A 14,533-nucleotide genomic window follows, 5' to 3' on the forward strand; every position below is an offset into this window, starting at 1 on the left:
TCGATGACCCGTCGTTGGCGAGCCCTGCGTGTGCTGATCGTCGTCGCCCTGGCCAGCCTGTTGCAGGCCTGTGACATGGACTTGTACAGCAACCTCAGCGAGCGCGAGGCCAATGCCATGCTCGCGGTGTTGCTGCGCGACGGCATCCCGGCCTCGCGCAAGGTCCAGGACAACGGCCAGATGAAGATCGTGGTGGACGAGCGTCGCTTTGCCGACGCCATGGCCCGTCTCGACGAGGCCGGGCTGCCGGGGCAGTCGTTCTCCAACCTGGGCGAAGTGTTCAAGAGCAACGGCCTGGTGTCCTCGCCGGTGCAGGAACGTGCGCAGATGGTCTACGCCCTGAGCGAAGAGCTGTCGCACAGCGTCTCGCAGATCGACGGCATCGTGTCGGCGCGGGTGCATGTGGTGCTGCCGGACAACGACTTGCTCAAGCGGGTGATCTCCCCGTCGTCGGCCTCGGTGCTGGTGCGCTATGACGCCAACACCGACATCAATCCGCTGATCCCGCAGATCAAGACCCTGGTCGCCAACGGCATTTCCGGGCTCAGCTATGACGGTGTGTCGGTGACCGCGATCAAGGCCGCTGCCCCCAGGAGCGAAGACGAGGGGCAGCCGCGCCTGGTCAGCGTGATGGGTATCTGGATGCTCGAACAAGATGCGTCCCGCGCGCGTCTGCTGCTCGGTGGCAGCCTGCTGGTGGTGCTGGCCCTGGCCGGGCTGTTGGGCTGGCGGCACTGGCAGCAGCGTCGTGGTCGTGCGCTGTACAGCCTGTCGGAGGCGCCATGAGCCTGATGCCCCAATGGCAGGCCCTGCTGGGGCAGCCTCTGGCCTTTGTCGACCGGCGCCACCTGCGCCGCTGTTTCGCCGAGAACGTCGCCGGTGCGCAGATCCAGGCATTGATCGAGTCGCCGCGTTTCCAGGCGCGCCTGCAGGCGTTGATGCTGGCGCATTTCCAGTTGCAGCCGTTGGATCAGGTGTCGCAACCGACCGAACAGGACCTGCCGGTGTTGCTGCTGGCTCCGCAGGATTTCGCCCGTTTGCCGCGGCTGTGTGGGGCCATCTGGCACGGTGCGACCTTGGGCCGGGAAATCCGTCGCGAGGTGGTCGAGCACCTGCGCCAGGGGCTTGGGCATGAGGTCTTCGGCCTGGCCATTGCTCACCGCCAGTGGGGCGGGGCAATGGACCTGTTGCGCCAGCCTGACGATCTGCTGGCCGCCATCGACCACGACGGTGCGCGCTGCGTGCAGGCCTGGTTCGACGAGCAGCCCGCCGACCTGCGCGATTGGCTGCAACTGCGCCTGCCGCTGCCTGTGGCGGAAGGTTCGGCATCGTTGGCCGACCCTGGCATCGTGCGTCGGGTCGCCGCCTTGCTGATGCCGTTGTCCGAGAACCGGGAGAGCGTGCAATGAGTCAGCTGCCCAGCCGTCCGGCATCGCGCATCCTGCGTGCCGCCGAGGTCCAGGCCTGGACCGATGGACGCGATTACCTGCAGGCCGCCCGCGATGAGGCCGAACGTATCCGAGAAGACAGCGCACGCTGGCTGGAGCAGGCCCGTGCCGACGGTTTCGAGCTCGGCCGTGCCAAGGGCGCCGAGGCGGTCAGCGAGTTGCTGGCCGACACTGCCGCCAAGGTCGAGGCCTATCTGGCAGGGTTGGAAAACAGCCTGGCTGACCTGGCCCTGGGCATCGCCCGAGAAGTGCTGGAGAGCTTAGGTGACGCCGAGCGTACCGTGCTGTGCACGCGCAAGGCGCTGGTTGCGTTTCGCCAGGACCAGGCGCTGACACTGTTCGTGCCGCGCCTGGAAGTGGAGGCCGTGCGCCGCCGCATGCACGGCGAAACGGATGGCCTGGCGGCGATTGCCGTGGAGTCCGATGATCAATTGCAGCCCGGTCAGGCTCGCCTGAGCAGCCCGGTCGGTTCGGTGGAACTGGGGCTGGACGCCCAGTTGCAGGCGCTGCGCCGCAGCCTGTTGCCGTTCGCCGAGGTGACGCCGTGAGCCTGCAAGCGTTGTTGCCGCGCCTGCACGCGCGCCTGGGCGATGCCCGGCCACGGCCGATGAAGGGCACCATTCGCAGCATTCGTGGTGTGCTGTTGCGCGCCAGCGTCGCCGGGGTGCGCATCGGCGAGCTGTGCCGCCTGCACGACCCGTCCAGTGGTCGCGCCCTGGCGGCAGAGGTCATCGGTTTCGATGGCGACGAGGCGATTCTCTCGCCGATCGGCTCGCTCGAAGGCTTGTCGACGCGCACCGAGATCACCGCCACTGGCGAGGCGCTGGGGGTGAGTGTGGGCGATGGCCAGTTGGGGCGGGTCATCAGCCCCATGGGCGATTACCTCGATGGTGATCGCCAGCCGCCGCTGGGGCCGATGCGCCGCTATCCGCTGCAGGCCGAGCCCCCCGAACCCTTCGCCCGACAAGTGATCGTCGATCCGCTGTCGGTGGGGGTTCGCGCCATTGACGGGCTGCTGACCCTGGGCCGCGGCCAGCGCATGGGCCTGTTCGGCGAGCCGGGGGTGGGCAAGTCGTCGCTGCTCGCCAGCATGGTGCGCAACACCGATGCCGACGTGGTGGTGATCGGCCTGATCGGCGAGCGTGGCCGCGAGGTGCGCGAGTTGCTCGATGTGCAGCTCGACGCCCAGGCCCGCGCGCGCACCGTGGCGGTGGTCGCCACTTCCGATCGCCCAGCCGCCGAGCGTGCCCGGGCTGCCTACGTGGCAACGGTGCTGGCCGAGTATCACCGCGACCAGGGCCGCAACGTACTGCTGCTGATGGACAGCCTGACCCGCTTTGCCCGCGCCCAGCGCGAGATCGGCCTGGCGGTGGGCGAGCCGCCGACCCGCCGCGGTTACCCGCCGTCGTTCTTCTCGGCCCTGCCGCGCCTGCTGGAGCGTGCCGGCCCCGCTGCCCGGGGCAGCATCACGGCGCTGTACACGGTGCTCACCGAAGGTGACGCCGCGACCGATCCGGTGGCCGAGGAGGCGCGCTCGATTCTCGACGGCCATGTGGTGCTCAGCGCCGAGCTGGCCCAGCGCAACCATTTTCCCGCCATCGATGTGCTGCGCAGCCGCAGCCGCCTGATGGAGCAGGTCGCCAGCCCTGAGCAACGCCAGCTGGCCATGCGCATGCGTGAGCTGATGGCGCGGCGCAACGATATCGAGATGCTGATCCGCATCGGTGAATACGCCGCCGGCAGCGACCCACTCGCGGACGAAGCGATCGCCCGCCACGCCGCTATCGAAGCTTTCCTGCGCCAGTCGGCGGCGGAGCCGAGCGGCGCCCGACAAACCCTGGAACACATGCGCAAGGTGCTGGCATGAGAGAGGAGCGCCCATGAAAAGTCATGAATTGAAAAGCCTGCAGACCCTGCGCCAATTGCGTGAACAACGGGCGTCCGCACAACTGGCCGCGCAGCGCCAGCTCTGCCGCGAAACCCATGCTGCCCTCGACGATGCCCGCCAGCGGCTGTGCCTGGCGCGGGAAACCTCCGCGCTTGAGGCAGAAAAACTCTACGGTCGCTTCAGCGAGGGGCTGTCGGTCAAGGCCTGGCTCGCTGCGCAGGTGCACCTGTCGGAGCTGGAGGACGAACAGGAGACGCTGCTGGGCAACCTGGACGAGGCCCACGACTACCACCAGCAACAGGAGCAGACCCAGGAGAGCCTGCGTCAGGCCCATGTCGCTCGTCAGCGCCAGGCCGATGCCTGGGACTCCCTGGTCGAAGACCACGCCCTGGGTGAGCGCCGCATCGGGGAAGCGCAGGATGAGGGCGAAGACCTGTTTGCCCCCTTGCTGGATCTCACGCCTTGACCCTCCAGACCACCGAGGTGCCCGCCGACGCGCTGGCCTTCGAGCACAGCCTGGAGCGCCTTGATCCGCAGTGGCAGGCCCTGCACCAGCGCCTGCATCGGCCGCGCCAGCCCTGGCAGGGACAGTTGGGCGGGGCGCCGCTGAGTGTCGCCTGGGCGTCGAGTGGTGCGGCGATGGATGAACCCCAGCTTGAGTTGTGGCTGTCGCTGGGCGACTCGCCCGTGCAACTGCGCGTGCCAGCCCGTGCCCTCGACCTGCTCGGCTTGCCCGAGGGGCTGTTATTGCCGAGCCTGCCCGCGGCGCTGTTGCTGGAGCAGGCGCTGCTGACGCTGATCGCGCCGCTGGAGCACCTGTTCGCGCAGCCGATCCACGTGCTCGATCGCGCGCTCACGCAGTGCGTCGAATTGGCGCCACTGAGCCTTGGCCTGGAGGTACGCCTGGGTGACAGCGCGCTGGCGATGCAATTGCGCTGCGATGCCGCGACCTGGGCCGAGATTGCCGTGTTGCTGGAGCAGCATGCCGCGCCCATGCCCCACGACCTCGGTGGCCTGGCGCTGACGCTGGGCGTCGACGGCGGCGAGGCCTGGCTCAGCCTGGTCGAGTTGCGCAGCCTGCTGCCGGGCGATGTGGTCATGCTCGATCCCTGGCCGGACGATCATCTGCGCCTGCACCTGGACGACCAGTGGCAAGCCCGTGTGCAGCGCGACGGACAACGCCTGCAGCTAATCGAACCCCCTATCACCGCGCTTGCCTTGAAGGAGCGACACATGAGCGAACAGGGCACCGGGCCGAGCCTGGACAGCAGCCTTGACGAGCTGCAACTGAAATTGGTCTGCCAGTTCGGCAGCGTCGAGTTGAGCCTCGCGCAACTGCGCGAGCTGGGCGTGGGCAGCGTGCTGGAGCTGGCGCCGCGCATGCACGAAGGCGTCGACCTGATGATCAACGGCCGCCGCGTCGGCCAGGGTCAACTGGTGAAGATCGGCGACGGCCTGGGCGTGCGCCTGCTGAGCTTTGCTGCATCATGAGTGGCTACCAGCCAAACCTGATCGAGATCATCCTGGTCGTCGCCTCCATCGGCTTGATTCCGCTGGCGGTGGTGACTCTGACCGGGTTCCTGAAGATCTCCGTGGTGCTGTTCCTGATCCGCAACGCCCTGGGTGTGCAGCAGACCCCGCCGAACCTGGTGCTCTATGGCATCGCGCTGATCCTGTCGGTGTACGTCACCACGCCGGTGATCGGCGACATGTACCGCGCGGCGCAGAGTCATGGCCTGCAACTGGAGAATGCCGAGCAGTTGAAAGAGCTGGGCGAGGCGATCAGGCCGCCCTTGCAGGCGCACCTGTCGCGCTTCGCCAACGAGAGCGAGCGCGGTTTCTTCGTCCAGGCCACGCAGAACGTGTGGTCCGAAGAGGCCCGCGCCGAGCTGCGTGACGACGACCTGGTGGTGCTGATCCCGGCGTTCGTCAGCTCCGAGCTGACGCGGGCGTTCGAGATCGGATTCCTGCTGTACATCCCCTTCTTGGTGGTCGACCTGCTGGTGTCCAACGTGCTGATGGCGATGGGCATGTCGATGGTGTCGCCGACCTTGATATCGATACCGCTGAAGCTGTTCCTCTTCGTTGCGCTGAGCGGCTGGTCGCGCTTGATGCATGGTCTGATTCTGAGCTACGGGAGCTGAGCCGATGGGCCAGGACGTGTTCCTTTCGTTGATGAAGCAGGCGCTGATGACGGTGTTGCTGCTGTCGGCGCCAGCGCTGGGGGTGGCGATCATCGTCGGCCTGAGCGTGGGTCTGTTGCAGGCGCTGACGCAGATCCAGGACCAGACCTTGCCGCAGGTGGTCAAGCTGGTGGCGGTGCTGCTGCTGATCGTCTTCGTCGGCCCGCTGCTCGCCGGGCAGGTGATGGGGCTGGGCAACCAGGTGCTGGACAACTTCGCGCTGTGGACGCGCTGACCGGGCATGGACGCAGGTTTCGTCAATGCCTTCCTGGAGATCGCCTACCCGGTGATCAGTTCGGCCGCGCTCTCCACGGCCCGCGCCATGGGCGTAGTGGTGATCACCCCGGCCTTCAACCGTCTGGGCCTGACCGGGATGATCCGCACCTGCGCCGCCGTGGCGATCTCGGTGCCGATGTTCCTGCCGGTGTTCTCGGCCTTCACCGCTACCCCCGAGCTTGGCGGGTTCTGGCTGGCGGGCTTGTTGATCAAGGAGTTCCTGGTCGGATTGGTGGTCGGTTTGTTGTTCGGCATCCCGTTCTGGGCCGCGGAAGTGGCGGGGGAACTGATCGACCTGCAGCGTGGCTCGACCATGGCGCAACTGGTGGATCCGCTGTCGTCGGGTGAATCCGGGGTGATGGCGACCTTGCTCACGGTGATGCTGATCGCGCTGTACTTCATGTCGGGTGGCTTCATCCTCATGGTCGATGGCTACCTGCACAGTTACCAGTTATGGCCGGTGACCCAGTTCACGCCGTTGTTCGCCGGTTCTGCGCTGACGGCGGTGCTGTCGATACTCGACCAGGTGATGCGCATCGGGGTGCTGATGGTGTCGCCGTTGCTGATTTCGTTGCTGATCACCGACCTGATGCTCGCCTACCTTTCGCGCATGGCGCCGAGCCTGCACATCTTCGACCTGTCGCTGCCGGTGAAGAACCTGTTCTTCACCATTCTGATGGTGATCTACATCGGCTTCCTGGTGCCGCTGATGCTTGATCAGCTTGCGGAGTTCCGCGGCACGGTCGGGGTGCTGCAGAGCCTGGTGGAGGGGGGGAATGGCTGACACCAGCGAAGAGAAGTCGCAGCCGGCAACGGACAAGAAACTCAAGGACGCACGCAAGAAGGGGCAGGTCGCCAAGAGCCAGGACCTGGTATCGGGGGTGGTGATCCTGCTCTGCACCCTGTGCATCGCCATCCTGGCGCCACGAGCCAAGGCCCAGGTCACGGCGCTGGTGGACCTGACTGCGCAGATCTACATCGAACCCTTCGCCACGGTGTGGCCGCGCCTGCTCGATACCGCCGAGCAACTGCTGATCGGCATCACCCTGCCGGTGATGGCGGTGACGGTGACGGCCGTGGTGCTGACCAACCTGGTGACCATGCGCGGGTTGGTGTTCTCGGTCGAACCGCTCAAGCCGGATTTCAAGCGCATCAACCTGGCCGAGGGTTTCAAGCGCATCTTCGCCATGCGCAACGTCGTGGAGTTCCTCAAGGGCCTGGTCAAGGTGCACTTGCTGGGGCTGGCGTTCTACGTGGTCGGGCGCCATGCGCTGCAGGCGCTGATGGAGTCGTCGCGGTGTGGGCCCGAGTGCCTGCAGTCGACCTTCCTGCTGGTGCTCAAGCCGCTGGTGTTCACTGTGCTGGCGGCGTTTCTGGTGCTGGGGGCGGCGGATGTGCTGATGCAGCGCTGGCTGTTCGGCCGCGACATGCGCATGACCCGCAGCGAGCAGAAGCGCGAGCGCAAGGATATCGATGGCGATCCGTTGATCAAGCGCGAGCTGCGCCGCCAGCGCCAGGAGATGCAGGCCATGGCGACCAAGCTGGGACTGGGCCGGGCGTCGTTGATGGTGGGCGTGGCCGGTGGCTGGGTGGTGGGTTTGCGCTATGTGCGCGGGGAGACGCCGGTGCCGGTGGTGGTGTGCCAGGCCGAGCCTGAGGAGAGCGCGCGGATGCTTGGCGAAGCTGCGCAACTGGGGATCGCCCATGCCATGGATGCCCGCCTGGCGGCCGAGCTTGCCCGGCGCACCGTGGCGGGGGATCCGGTGCCGGACAGCACCTTCCAGGCGGTAGCGGATCTGCTGGTGGCTGCGCGGTTGATCTAAGCCCCGGCAGAGATAGCTCGGCTCTTGTCACCGCGAACACCGGAGCCGCCGATGCCATGCCACCCTGTGGGAGCGGGCTTGCCCGCGAAAGGAACACCGCGATGCATGGCACCGGCTATGCCGGTGTTCGCGGGCAAGCCCGCTCCTACAGAGGCAGTGTGGCCCTTGTGGAGCGGCGAACCGCCGCTCCACAAGGCAAGGGTTTGTCAGCCGTTGTCCACCGGCTTGTACGGCCCGCCATAACCATCACCGACCATCGAGATGATGTTGCCGTTGTCGTCGATCCAGTCCGAGGGCTTGAGCGAGTACTTGTAGTCTTCCGAACGGCGGTTGTTGCCGTCGCCGATGTAATCCGGATGATCGACGCGATGGTCGCCGCGGATGCTCGAGCGTGCATCCCACTCTTCCTTGCGGAAGTCGAAGATGCTGCGATCGCCCGGCGCGTCGCGCTGGCCCCAATCGGAAAGGTAGGTCTGCAGCCACACATAAGCCTCGTCGCCGTTGGGCTTGAGCAGGCCGTCCTGCTTGAAGTCCTGGATCTGATCCCAGTTCTGCAGCGAGATCTTGTGCAGCTTGTGCGACTTGACGTCGTTGAGGATCGCACCGACGAAGGAGAACACCCCGGAGAACAGGAACCCCACCGGCCCGAGCAAGGGCACCAGGCGCCCGGTGACACCGAACACCCCGGCGACACTGCCGGCTGCACCGAACAGGCTGCTGACGCCACCTGCGACCGACAAGGAACCGGAAGCGATCTTGATCGGGTCTTTCTCGCGCACGCCGTCGCGGATGGTCAGGCCACCCATGACCACGCCGATCACCCCACCGACCACGTCGGCACCAGCGCCGATGACCTTGATCGCACTGCCGGCGAAGCGTGCGATCTTGCCTGCGCCGACCACGCCGCCACGCTTTTCGATACCACTCTCGATGCCCTGGTGCAGCTTGTTCATCGTGGCTTCGTCGAACGGCTGGCCGTTGAGCGCCTTGCCGACATCCTTACCGTCGGCCATGGCATCGTCGATGATGTTGTAGTACTGATTCTGCACATCCTGCACGCTGCGCGGGATCTCGGGCCCCGCAGTGCCTGGCTTGCTCCAGATGGTCGGCACCGAGCGGTCCAGGCCCATCAGCTTGTAGGCGTTGGTGCCGAACGCCTTGTCGAAGGCCTTGGTGCCGAGGGTGGCGAAGTGCGAACCGGTGCTGAGGAAACCGATGAAGTCGTTGGCGATGCCGGCCCGCTCGCGTGGGGTGTCGGCCAGCGTGCCGCCCTTGCCGGCCAGCTGGTAGATCGCCCGCCCCAGAGAGATTGCACCGCCCATCGAGCCGAGCACGCCATTGTCGCTGAGGAAGGACAAGGTCTTGACGAAGGCGCCGCGGTTTTCCGCGCTCAGGTTCGGCATCAGCTCGGTGCTGACCGCCTTGTTGATGTCGTCGAGGGTGATCTTGCCGTTGGCCTGCCAGGTGTCGCCCAGGTTGCTCATGACCTTGCCGAAATCGGTGGCCATGTCCTTGTCCTTGAGCAGCATCTCGACGAACTTCTCGTAGGTCGCCAGCGACCTGCGCGGGATGCCGTCGCCGCCGGCCTTGAGGGCCTGGAGCATGAGCAGGGTCTGGTCGGTGGTGGCCAGCGCGGTGTTGTCGTCGGAGATCTTGCTGGGGTCGGCGATCAGCTTGTCCAGCTCCATAGTGTAGCCGTCGATCTGCAGGTTCTGCAGGAACTGGTCGGCCTTGGCCGGATCGATGTCGGCGAGCCCTGCGTAGGCGCTGCGGATTTCACGGGTGGCAAGCTCGGTCTGGCCGTTGGCCTGCAGGTCGTTGATGTACTTGACGAAGTTCTCCGAGGAGGTGCTGTCGAGCAGCTTCTGGCGGGTTTCGTCGACTTTCGCCGAGCCGCCTTCGACCTTGCCCAGGGCGGCGTCGTGCTTGCTCTTGAGGTCGGCGACGATGGTCGGGTCGCCGAGCAGTTCGCCGAGCTGGGCATCGATGGCCTTGGCATCGAAGATCTCGTCGCGCACATCGCGCGAGGTCACGGTGATCGGGTCGCTGGCGTTGCCATGGTTGCCAAAGCCATGCTCAGGGATGATCGACATGCCATGGTCGGCCATGCTCTTGGCTTCCAGCGCCCGAACCAGCTTGGCCCGTGGGTCGTCCTTGGCAATGCTGCCGTCCTTGATCCCGGCGCGGTAGCCATCGACCAGGTCGCGGATGGCCAGGTCGCGTACCGACAACGGCTGGCCGTCATCGTCCTTCTCGGTGGTGGCGAGCTCATCCACCGAGACCTCCTTGAGCGGCGGCAGGCCATGGTCGGCGCGCAGCTTGTCGACGTCGGTGACCTGCTCGGCAATGCTGCTGCGGTAGTCGGCGATCTGTTCGAACATCTGCGGGTTGTCGAACTGCGAGACGATGATCTTCTGCTCTTCGCCGCCGGGCTTGCGCTGGGTGAAGGCGATCAGGCCCGGGCCGTAGTCGCCGATGCCGCCGACGCTCATGATGTCCTCGGTCGAGGCCAGGTAGTCGTCCGGGCCAGCCTTGGTGTAGCCGTCGCCCTTGGCCTTTTCCAGACCGGCGAGGGTCTGGCCCTTGGTGCTGTAGTCGAGGAAGGCTTCGGGGGAGACGTCGCGCGATACCACCACCAGCTTGCCGTCGGCCTTGGTGACCACCAGGATGCCGTCGGTGGGCGCATCGACCTTGCTGATGTCGTTCATCCCCAGGGTGCCCTCGGCACGGGTCTGCAGGTGCTGGTCGGGCAGCTTGTGGGCGTTCTTGATGTAGTCGAAGGCGGGCGTGCCCTTGGTCGTGTCCAGCGCGTGCAGGAAGTCGTACAGCTGGCTGCCGCGGTTCTCCGGGGCGGGCTGGTTGGCGGCGGCGGAGGGGACGCTGTCGAGCGAGTCGTAGCCGCGGTCGTGGGCCTTGGCGTCGTCGCGGCTGATCGCGTACTTGTGGCCGTCGTGCTCGAACAGGATGACGTGGGCGTCCTTGTCTTCGGAAACCACCTTGAGCTTGTCCACGTCCAGGCCGCCGGGCAGGCCGGTGACCTGCTCGTAGCCGGCGGCCTTGGCGTCGTCCAGTGCGACACGGGTCTTGCCGGCGCCGCTGTAGGCGGCATAGGCCTCCGGCGTGATGCCCTCGGCGATGATGACCTCGCGGCCGTTGGTGAGCTTGACCTTGAGCACGCCGTCGGTGGCTTGCTCCACCGACTGGATGTTGTCCAGCAGGAAGCCGCCGTCGTCCTTGCGCAGCAGCGACTGGCTCGGGTCGGTGAGGCCGGCGACGATCAGGTCGTGGGCTGGTGTGCCCTGGGTGTCGGCCAAGGTGTCGAGCAGGTTGTAGAGCTGGGTGCCGTGGTCGGGGCCGCGGTCTTCACGGGTCGGCACGGCATGGCCGAAGCGCAGGTTCTCGAAGGTCTCGTAGCCTGGCTGGCTGTCCTGCGCGGCCTTCTCGCTGATCTGGTACTTGTTGGCGCCGTGCTCGAAGTAGATGACGCCGTTGTCCTTGTCCTGCGCGACGATCTTCAGCTTGCCGATATCGAGGGTTTCCGGCAGCTCGGTGATGTCCTTGTAGCTGTCGGCATCGGCGGGCTTGTCGTGCGACACGCTGCCGCCGCCGTCGTTGGCCGCCAGGACCTTGGGCTTGAAGGTCTTGTCCGCGCCCGGATCGCTGAGCAGCAGGCGGGCCTTGTCGAGGACGCTGTCGAATAGGCCGGCGGTGTCGGAGGGGGAGGAAGGGCTGCTGCTGGAGGGGGCTTCGGGTCTGTTGATCATTGCACGGTCCGGGGCGAGGACGGCGGCAAGCGCAGCCCCGCAGCCCGAGACGATTCCGTTGCTGGGCGACCAGGTTGCGCGACCGACATCAAAGGTTCATGGAAGTCTGATCCTAGGCGACCTCGACCTTTGAAACGCACAACCTTGGCAAGTTACAGCAAGGTTTCACGTGTGTGAAAACTGGGTGTTGAGCTGGCGCTCCTGACGACGCTGATCCCAGGCCTGACTGGTGCGCCTGGGGGCTTCCTCCGGTTGGCTGTTCAACTGCGAAAGGGTGGCGGTGATGCGTCCGGCCCAGAAGCGCGCGCCCTGTTCCTGGGCCTCCTGCATGGCCTGGTTGAGCAGCTCCTGGGCTTGCGCCTGGCGTTCGGGCGAATCGGGCCTGGCCAGCAGTTGGGCCTTGATGCGCAACAGCTCGGGGCGGAACCAGCGTTCCTGGCGAGCGGCGGTCACGGCCAGGGTCTGGTCGAGGATCTCGATGGCCAACTGTTCCAACCCCAACTGCGCCAGACCTTGGGCGTACTCGCTGCGCACCAGGTTGTACAGCGGGCTGTCGCCGATCGCATGGAGCTGGTCGAGCGCTTCGCCCAGGCCGCGCACGCCGTCTTCAGCACTGCCCTGGCGGATCAGCAGAATGTGCTCGAAGCACCGGACGAACAGGCGCCATACCGGCATCTCGTGGCCCCCCAGGCTCTCTTTGAGACGGGCAAGAAACTCGCGGCTGCGCTTTTCGTGGCCGACCAGCAGGGTGATGGGGATGGCGCTCAGGCTCAGGGTGTACCAGAGGCTGGCCGGGTGGTGCTGGGTCAACGCCGCTTCGACGTTGGCCTCGATGGTCAACAGGGCCTGCCCGACCTGGCCTTGCAGCAACTGCACCTGGGCCTTGAGCGAGCGCGCGGCGATACCTTGGTCGAAGTGGCTGTCGATGACGTGGGCGCGGGGCATCATCGGGAAACTCAGGGCTTCGCTGATCGCCTGGCGGGCGCCATCGAAGTCGGCCATCTGGAACAGCGGCGTTGCCCGCATGCGCCGGCCGAGCATGCGCCGCTCGAGGATGCCGGTGCGTTCGCTGAGCTGGATGTACTGGTTGGCCAGGTCCAGCGCCTCGGCGTGCTGGTTGCTGCAGCAGTGGTCGTGCCAGAGGCCCCACAGGCCGCGCAGTTCATGCTCGGTGTCGCCGAGGGTGCGGGCGTCTTCGATCACCTGCTGCCAGGCGTCACGGATCGACTGCCCGGCACCGCGGGTCAGGGCCATGACGCTGGCCGAGAGGGTCAGCAAGAGCATGCGCTGGCGGGGTGTGATGGCCTCGAAGCGCAGGCCGCGGTCGACCCAGGCGTGGCATTCGTCGACCCGCGACAGGCGCAGCCACAGCGGCACGCTCATCAGCGTGAGTTCGACGCCGAGACAGGCATCGCCCTGTTCGCTGAAACACCAGCTCAAGGCGCTGCGTACGCTGTCGCTGCCGGGGCTGTGCAGGGCCAGCCAGCTGTCGCTGTCCAGGCGCTCAAGGTCTTGCACCGCGCGGCGTTGTTCCTGGAGGGTGTACTGCGCGTGGCGCTGGGCGATAGCGGCGGTCTCGTCATGCAGGGCCAGCTGCTGCGCCGCATACACGCGGGCCGTGTGGTGCAGGCGGTAGCGCTTGATCGGTTGCGCCCCGGCGGCCACCAGCAGCGACTTGTCCATCAGGCTTTCCACCAGCCAGGCAGCGTCCTGGAAAGGGCCTGGCTGGACCTCGACCACCGCCTTGGCGGCGGCGAGGGTGAAGCTGCCGGTGAACACCGACAACTGACGGAACATCGCCTGCTCCTGGGGGCACAGCAGCGCGTGGCTCCACTCCAGCGAGGCTTGCAGGGTGCGGTGGCGAGGCAGGGCGGTACGCCGGCCAGCCATCTGCAGGCGGAAGTCGCCATCGAGCAGCTCGACCAGGTAGGCCAGGCCAAAGGCGCGTACGTGGCTGGCGGCGATCTCGATGGCCAGGGGATTGCCGTCGAGGGTACGGCACAGTGCGAGCGCCGCCGGCACGTCGGTATCGCTGAAGGCAAAGTCCGTGTCGTGCGCAGCGGCGCGCTCGGCGAACAACTGGACGGCCGGGCTGAGCAGGGCCTGGGCGGCGCACAGTACGTGATCGTTTGCGGGGCAGGGCAGCGGCGCGACCTCGTGCACGCATTCGCCTTCGGCGTGCAGCGCTTCGCGGCTGGTGACCAGGATGTGGCAGCCCGGCGCCTGTTGCAGCAGGGCTTCGACCAGGGTCGCGGTGGCTTCGAGCACGTGGTCGCAGTTGTCCAGGATCAGCAGGTGGCGGGCTTCGTCGAACAGGGCGGCGATCAGCGCCACGGCGTCTTGTGCGGTGCTGTCGATGCCCAGCGCCGCCGCCACCAGGTCGGCGACGCAGGCAGGCTGGTCAGCCTCCGTGAGGTCGACGAAGGTGCGCCCCTCGCTGAAGTCTTCGGCCATGGCGTGGGCGAGTGTCAGCGCCAGGGTGGTCTTGCCGATGCCGCCGGTGCCGGTGAGGGTGAGCAGGCGGCGGCTGCGCAGGGTTTCGGCCAGGGTCTGGCAAATGTCGTCGCGGCCGATGACGCTGCTGCCAAGGCTCGGCAGGTCGTTGCCGGGTTTGGTCGCAAGCAGGGGTTGCGGCGCCATTTCACGGATGGTCACCGGAGCCACGAAGCGGTACCCGCGGCCCGGTACGGTGACGATGTAGGTGAAGTCTCCTTCTTCGCCAAGCACTCGGCGCAGGGTGGTCATTTGCGCGCGCAGGTTGCATTCCTCGACGATGACCTTGGGCCAGACCAGCGCCAGCAGCTCGTTCTTCTCCAACAGCTCGCCGGTTCGGCTCGCCAGCGTGACCAGCAGTTGCAGCGCACGGCTGCCCAACTGCACCAGTTCCCCGTCCTTGAACAGCAGATGCTGCTGGGGGTAGAGCACGAAGGACCCAAAGCACAGGGCGTTTTCCGGATCAGGGGTATCCAGAGCGTCCAGGGCGACAATCTTTCCGGGCTTGGTCTTGGTCAGGGGCATGATTAAACCTTTATGAATGAGTTAGTTATTGGCGGTCTTGAAGGGCGCCTTTGTTGTTTCACATGTTCAGGATAAACAGCACGATCCGACGTAAGGTCTGTCTCGGTGGCACGGGCGAACTTCGACAGCCAAT

12 protein-coding genes are annotated in these 14,533 nt (G+C 66.3%); 10 read left to right on the plus strand and 2 right to left on the minus strand.

All coding sequences use genetic code 11. The features are described 5' to 3' along the window. The first annotated feature begins 3 nt into the window (after nucleotides 1-3). Genes sctJ through AB688_RS09395 form a run of 10 tightly spaced genes read left to right on the plus strand, consistent with a single transcriptional unit; the run spans nucleotide 4 to nucleotide 7,618 of the window. Nucleotides 4-786, plus strand: coding sequence for a type III secretion system inner membrane ring lipoprotein SctJ (gene sctJ / locus AB688_RS09350; protein WP_054892871.1), 783 nt, complete (start codon nucleotides 4-6; stop codon nucleotides 784-786). Continuing rightward, nucleotides 783-1,409, plus strand: a complete 627-nt coding sequence (locus AB688_RS09355; RefSeq protein WP_063543616.1) for a hypothetical protein — start codon at nucleotides 783-785, stop codon at nucleotides 1,407-1,409. The genes sctJ and AB688_RS09355 overlap by 4 nt, the downstream gene beginning before the upstream one ends. After that, on the plus strand, nucleotides 1,406-1,996 hold the full coding sequence (locus tag AB688_RS09360; protein WP_063543618.1) for a FliH/SctL family protein: 591 nt from the start codon (nucleotides 1,406-1,408) through the stop codon (nucleotides 1,994-1,996). Before AB688_RS09355 ends, AB688_RS09360 begins: the two co-directional genes overlap by 4 nt. A gap of 59 nt (nucleotides 1,997-2,055) precedes the next feature. Further along, nucleotides 2,056-3,315 (plus strand): FliI/YscN family ATPase, encoded by a 1,260-nt coding sequence (locus AB688_RS09365; RefSeq protein ID WP_232233606.1) that lies wholly within the window; start codon nucleotides 2,056-2,058, stop codon nucleotides 3,313-3,315. A gap of 13 nt (nucleotides 3,316-3,328) precedes the next feature. Then, the gene (locus tag AB688_RS09370; protein ID WP_063543622.1) at nucleotides 3,329-3,802 is read left to right on the plus strand and encodes a YscO family type III secretion system apparatus protein; all 474 of its coding nucleotides are present in this window, start codon (nucleotides 3,329-3,331) and stop codon (nucleotides 3,800-3,802) included. Then, the gene (locus tag AB688_RS09375; protein ID WP_155738194.1) at nucleotides 3,799-4,827 is read left to right on the plus strand and encodes a FliM/FliN family flagellar motor switch protein; all 1,029 of its coding nucleotides are present in this window, start codon (nucleotides 3,799-3,801) and stop codon (nucleotides 4,825-4,827) included. Before AB688_RS09370 ends, AB688_RS09375 begins: the two co-directional genes overlap by 4 nt. Beyond that, nucleotides 4,824-5,480 (plus strand): type III secretion system export apparatus subunit SctR, encoded by a 657-nt coding sequence (gene sctR, locus AB688_RS09380; protein ID WP_063543624.1) that lies wholly within the window; start codon nucleotides 4,824-4,826, stop codon nucleotides 5,478-5,480. Before AB688_RS09375 ends, sctR begins: the two co-directional genes overlap by 4 nt. Nucleotides 5,481-5,484: 4 nt before the next feature. Continuing rightward, nucleotides 5,485-5,754, plus strand: coding sequence for an EscS/YscS/HrcS family type III secretion system export apparatus protein (locus AB688_RS09385; protein ID WP_054892864.1), 270 nt, complete (start codon nucleotides 5,485-5,487; stop codon nucleotides 5,752-5,754). A 6-nt stretch (nucleotides 5,755-5,760) separates the two neighbouring features. Next, a complete protein-coding gene (sctT, locus tag AB688_RS09390; RefSeq protein ID WP_063543626.1) occupies nucleotides 5,761-6,579 on the plus strand; it encodes a type III secretion system export apparatus subunit SctT in 819 nt (272 codons plus the stop codon). Next, nucleotides 6,572-7,618 (plus strand): EscU/YscU/HrcU family type III secretion system export apparatus switch protein, encoded by a 1,047-nt coding sequence (locus AB688_RS09395; RefSeq protein ID WP_063543628.1) that lies wholly within the window; start codon nucleotides 6,572-6,574, stop codon nucleotides 7,616-7,618. The genes sctT and AB688_RS09395 overlap by 8 nt, the downstream gene beginning before the upstream one ends. A gap of 206 nt (nucleotides 7,619-7,824) precedes the next feature. Here AB688_RS09395 and AB688_RS09400 read toward each other — a convergent pair whose 3' ends face one another. After that, nucleotides 7,825-11,382, minus strand: a complete 3,558-nt coding sequence (locus AB688_RS09400; RefSeq protein WP_063543631.1) for a hypothetical protein — start codon at nucleotides 11,380-11,382, stop codon at nucleotides 7,825-7,827. Nucleotides 11,383-11,547: 165 nt separating this feature from the next. Next, nucleotides 11,548-14,400: a winged helix-turn-helix domain-containing protein gene (locus AB688_RS09405; RefSeq protein WP_063543633.1), complete on the minus strand. Its 2,853-nt coding sequence runs from the start codon at nucleotides 14,398-14,400 to the stop codon at nucleotides 11,548-11,550. Between the last annotated feature and the right edge of the window lie 133 nt (nucleotides 14,401-14,533).

This window comes from Pseudomonas putida (genome assembly GCF_001636055.1).
GTDB classification, from domain to species: domain Bacteria; phylum Pseudomonadota; class Gammaproteobacteria; order Pseudomonadales; family Pseudomonadaceae; genus Aquipseudomonas; species Aquipseudomonas machongensis.

Coding starts and splice junctions, on each gene's coding strand:
- sctJ (WP_054892871.1), top strand. CDS start 4: ATGACCCGTCGTTGGCGAGCCCTGCGTGTGCTGATCGTCGTCGCCCTG.
- AB688_RS09365 (WP_232233606.1), top strand. CDS start 2,056: ATGAAGGGCACCATTCGCAGCATTCGTGGTGTGCTGTTGCGCGCCAGC.
- sctT (WP_063543626.1), top strand. CDS start 5,761: ATGGACGCAGGTTTCGTCAATGCCTTCCTGGAGATCGCCTACCCGGTG.
- AB688_RS09405 (WP_063543633.1), bottom strand. CDS start 14,400: ATGCCCCTGACCAAGACCAAGCCCGGAAAGATTGTCGCCCTGGACGCT.
- AB688_RS09370 (WP_063543622.1), top strand. CDS start 3,329: ATGAAAAGTCATGAATTGAAAAGCCTGCAGACCCTGCGCCAATTGCGT.
- sctR (WP_063543624.1), top strand. CDS start 4,824: ATGAGTGGCTACCAGCCAAACCTGATCGAGATCATCCTGGTCGTCGCC.
- AB688_RS09355 (WP_063543616.1), top strand. CDS start 783: ATGAGCCTGATGCCCCAATGGCAGGCCCTGCTGGGGCAGCCTCTGGCC.
- AB688_RS09400 (WP_063543631.1), bottom strand. CDS start 11,382: ATGATCAACAGACCCGAAGCCCCCTCCAGCAGCAGCCCTTCCTCCCCC.
- AB688_RS09385 (WP_054892864.1), top strand. CDS start 5,485: ATGGGCCAGGACGTGTTCCTTTCGTTGATGAAGCAGGCGCTGATGACG.
- AB688_RS09395 (WP_063543628.1), top strand. CDS start 6,572: ATGGCTGACACCAGCGAAGAGAAGTCGCAGCCGGCAACGGACAAGAAA.
- AB688_RS09360 (WP_063543618.1), top strand. CDS start 1,406: ATGAGTCAGCTGCCCAGCCGTCCGGCATCGCGCATCCTGCGTGCCGCC.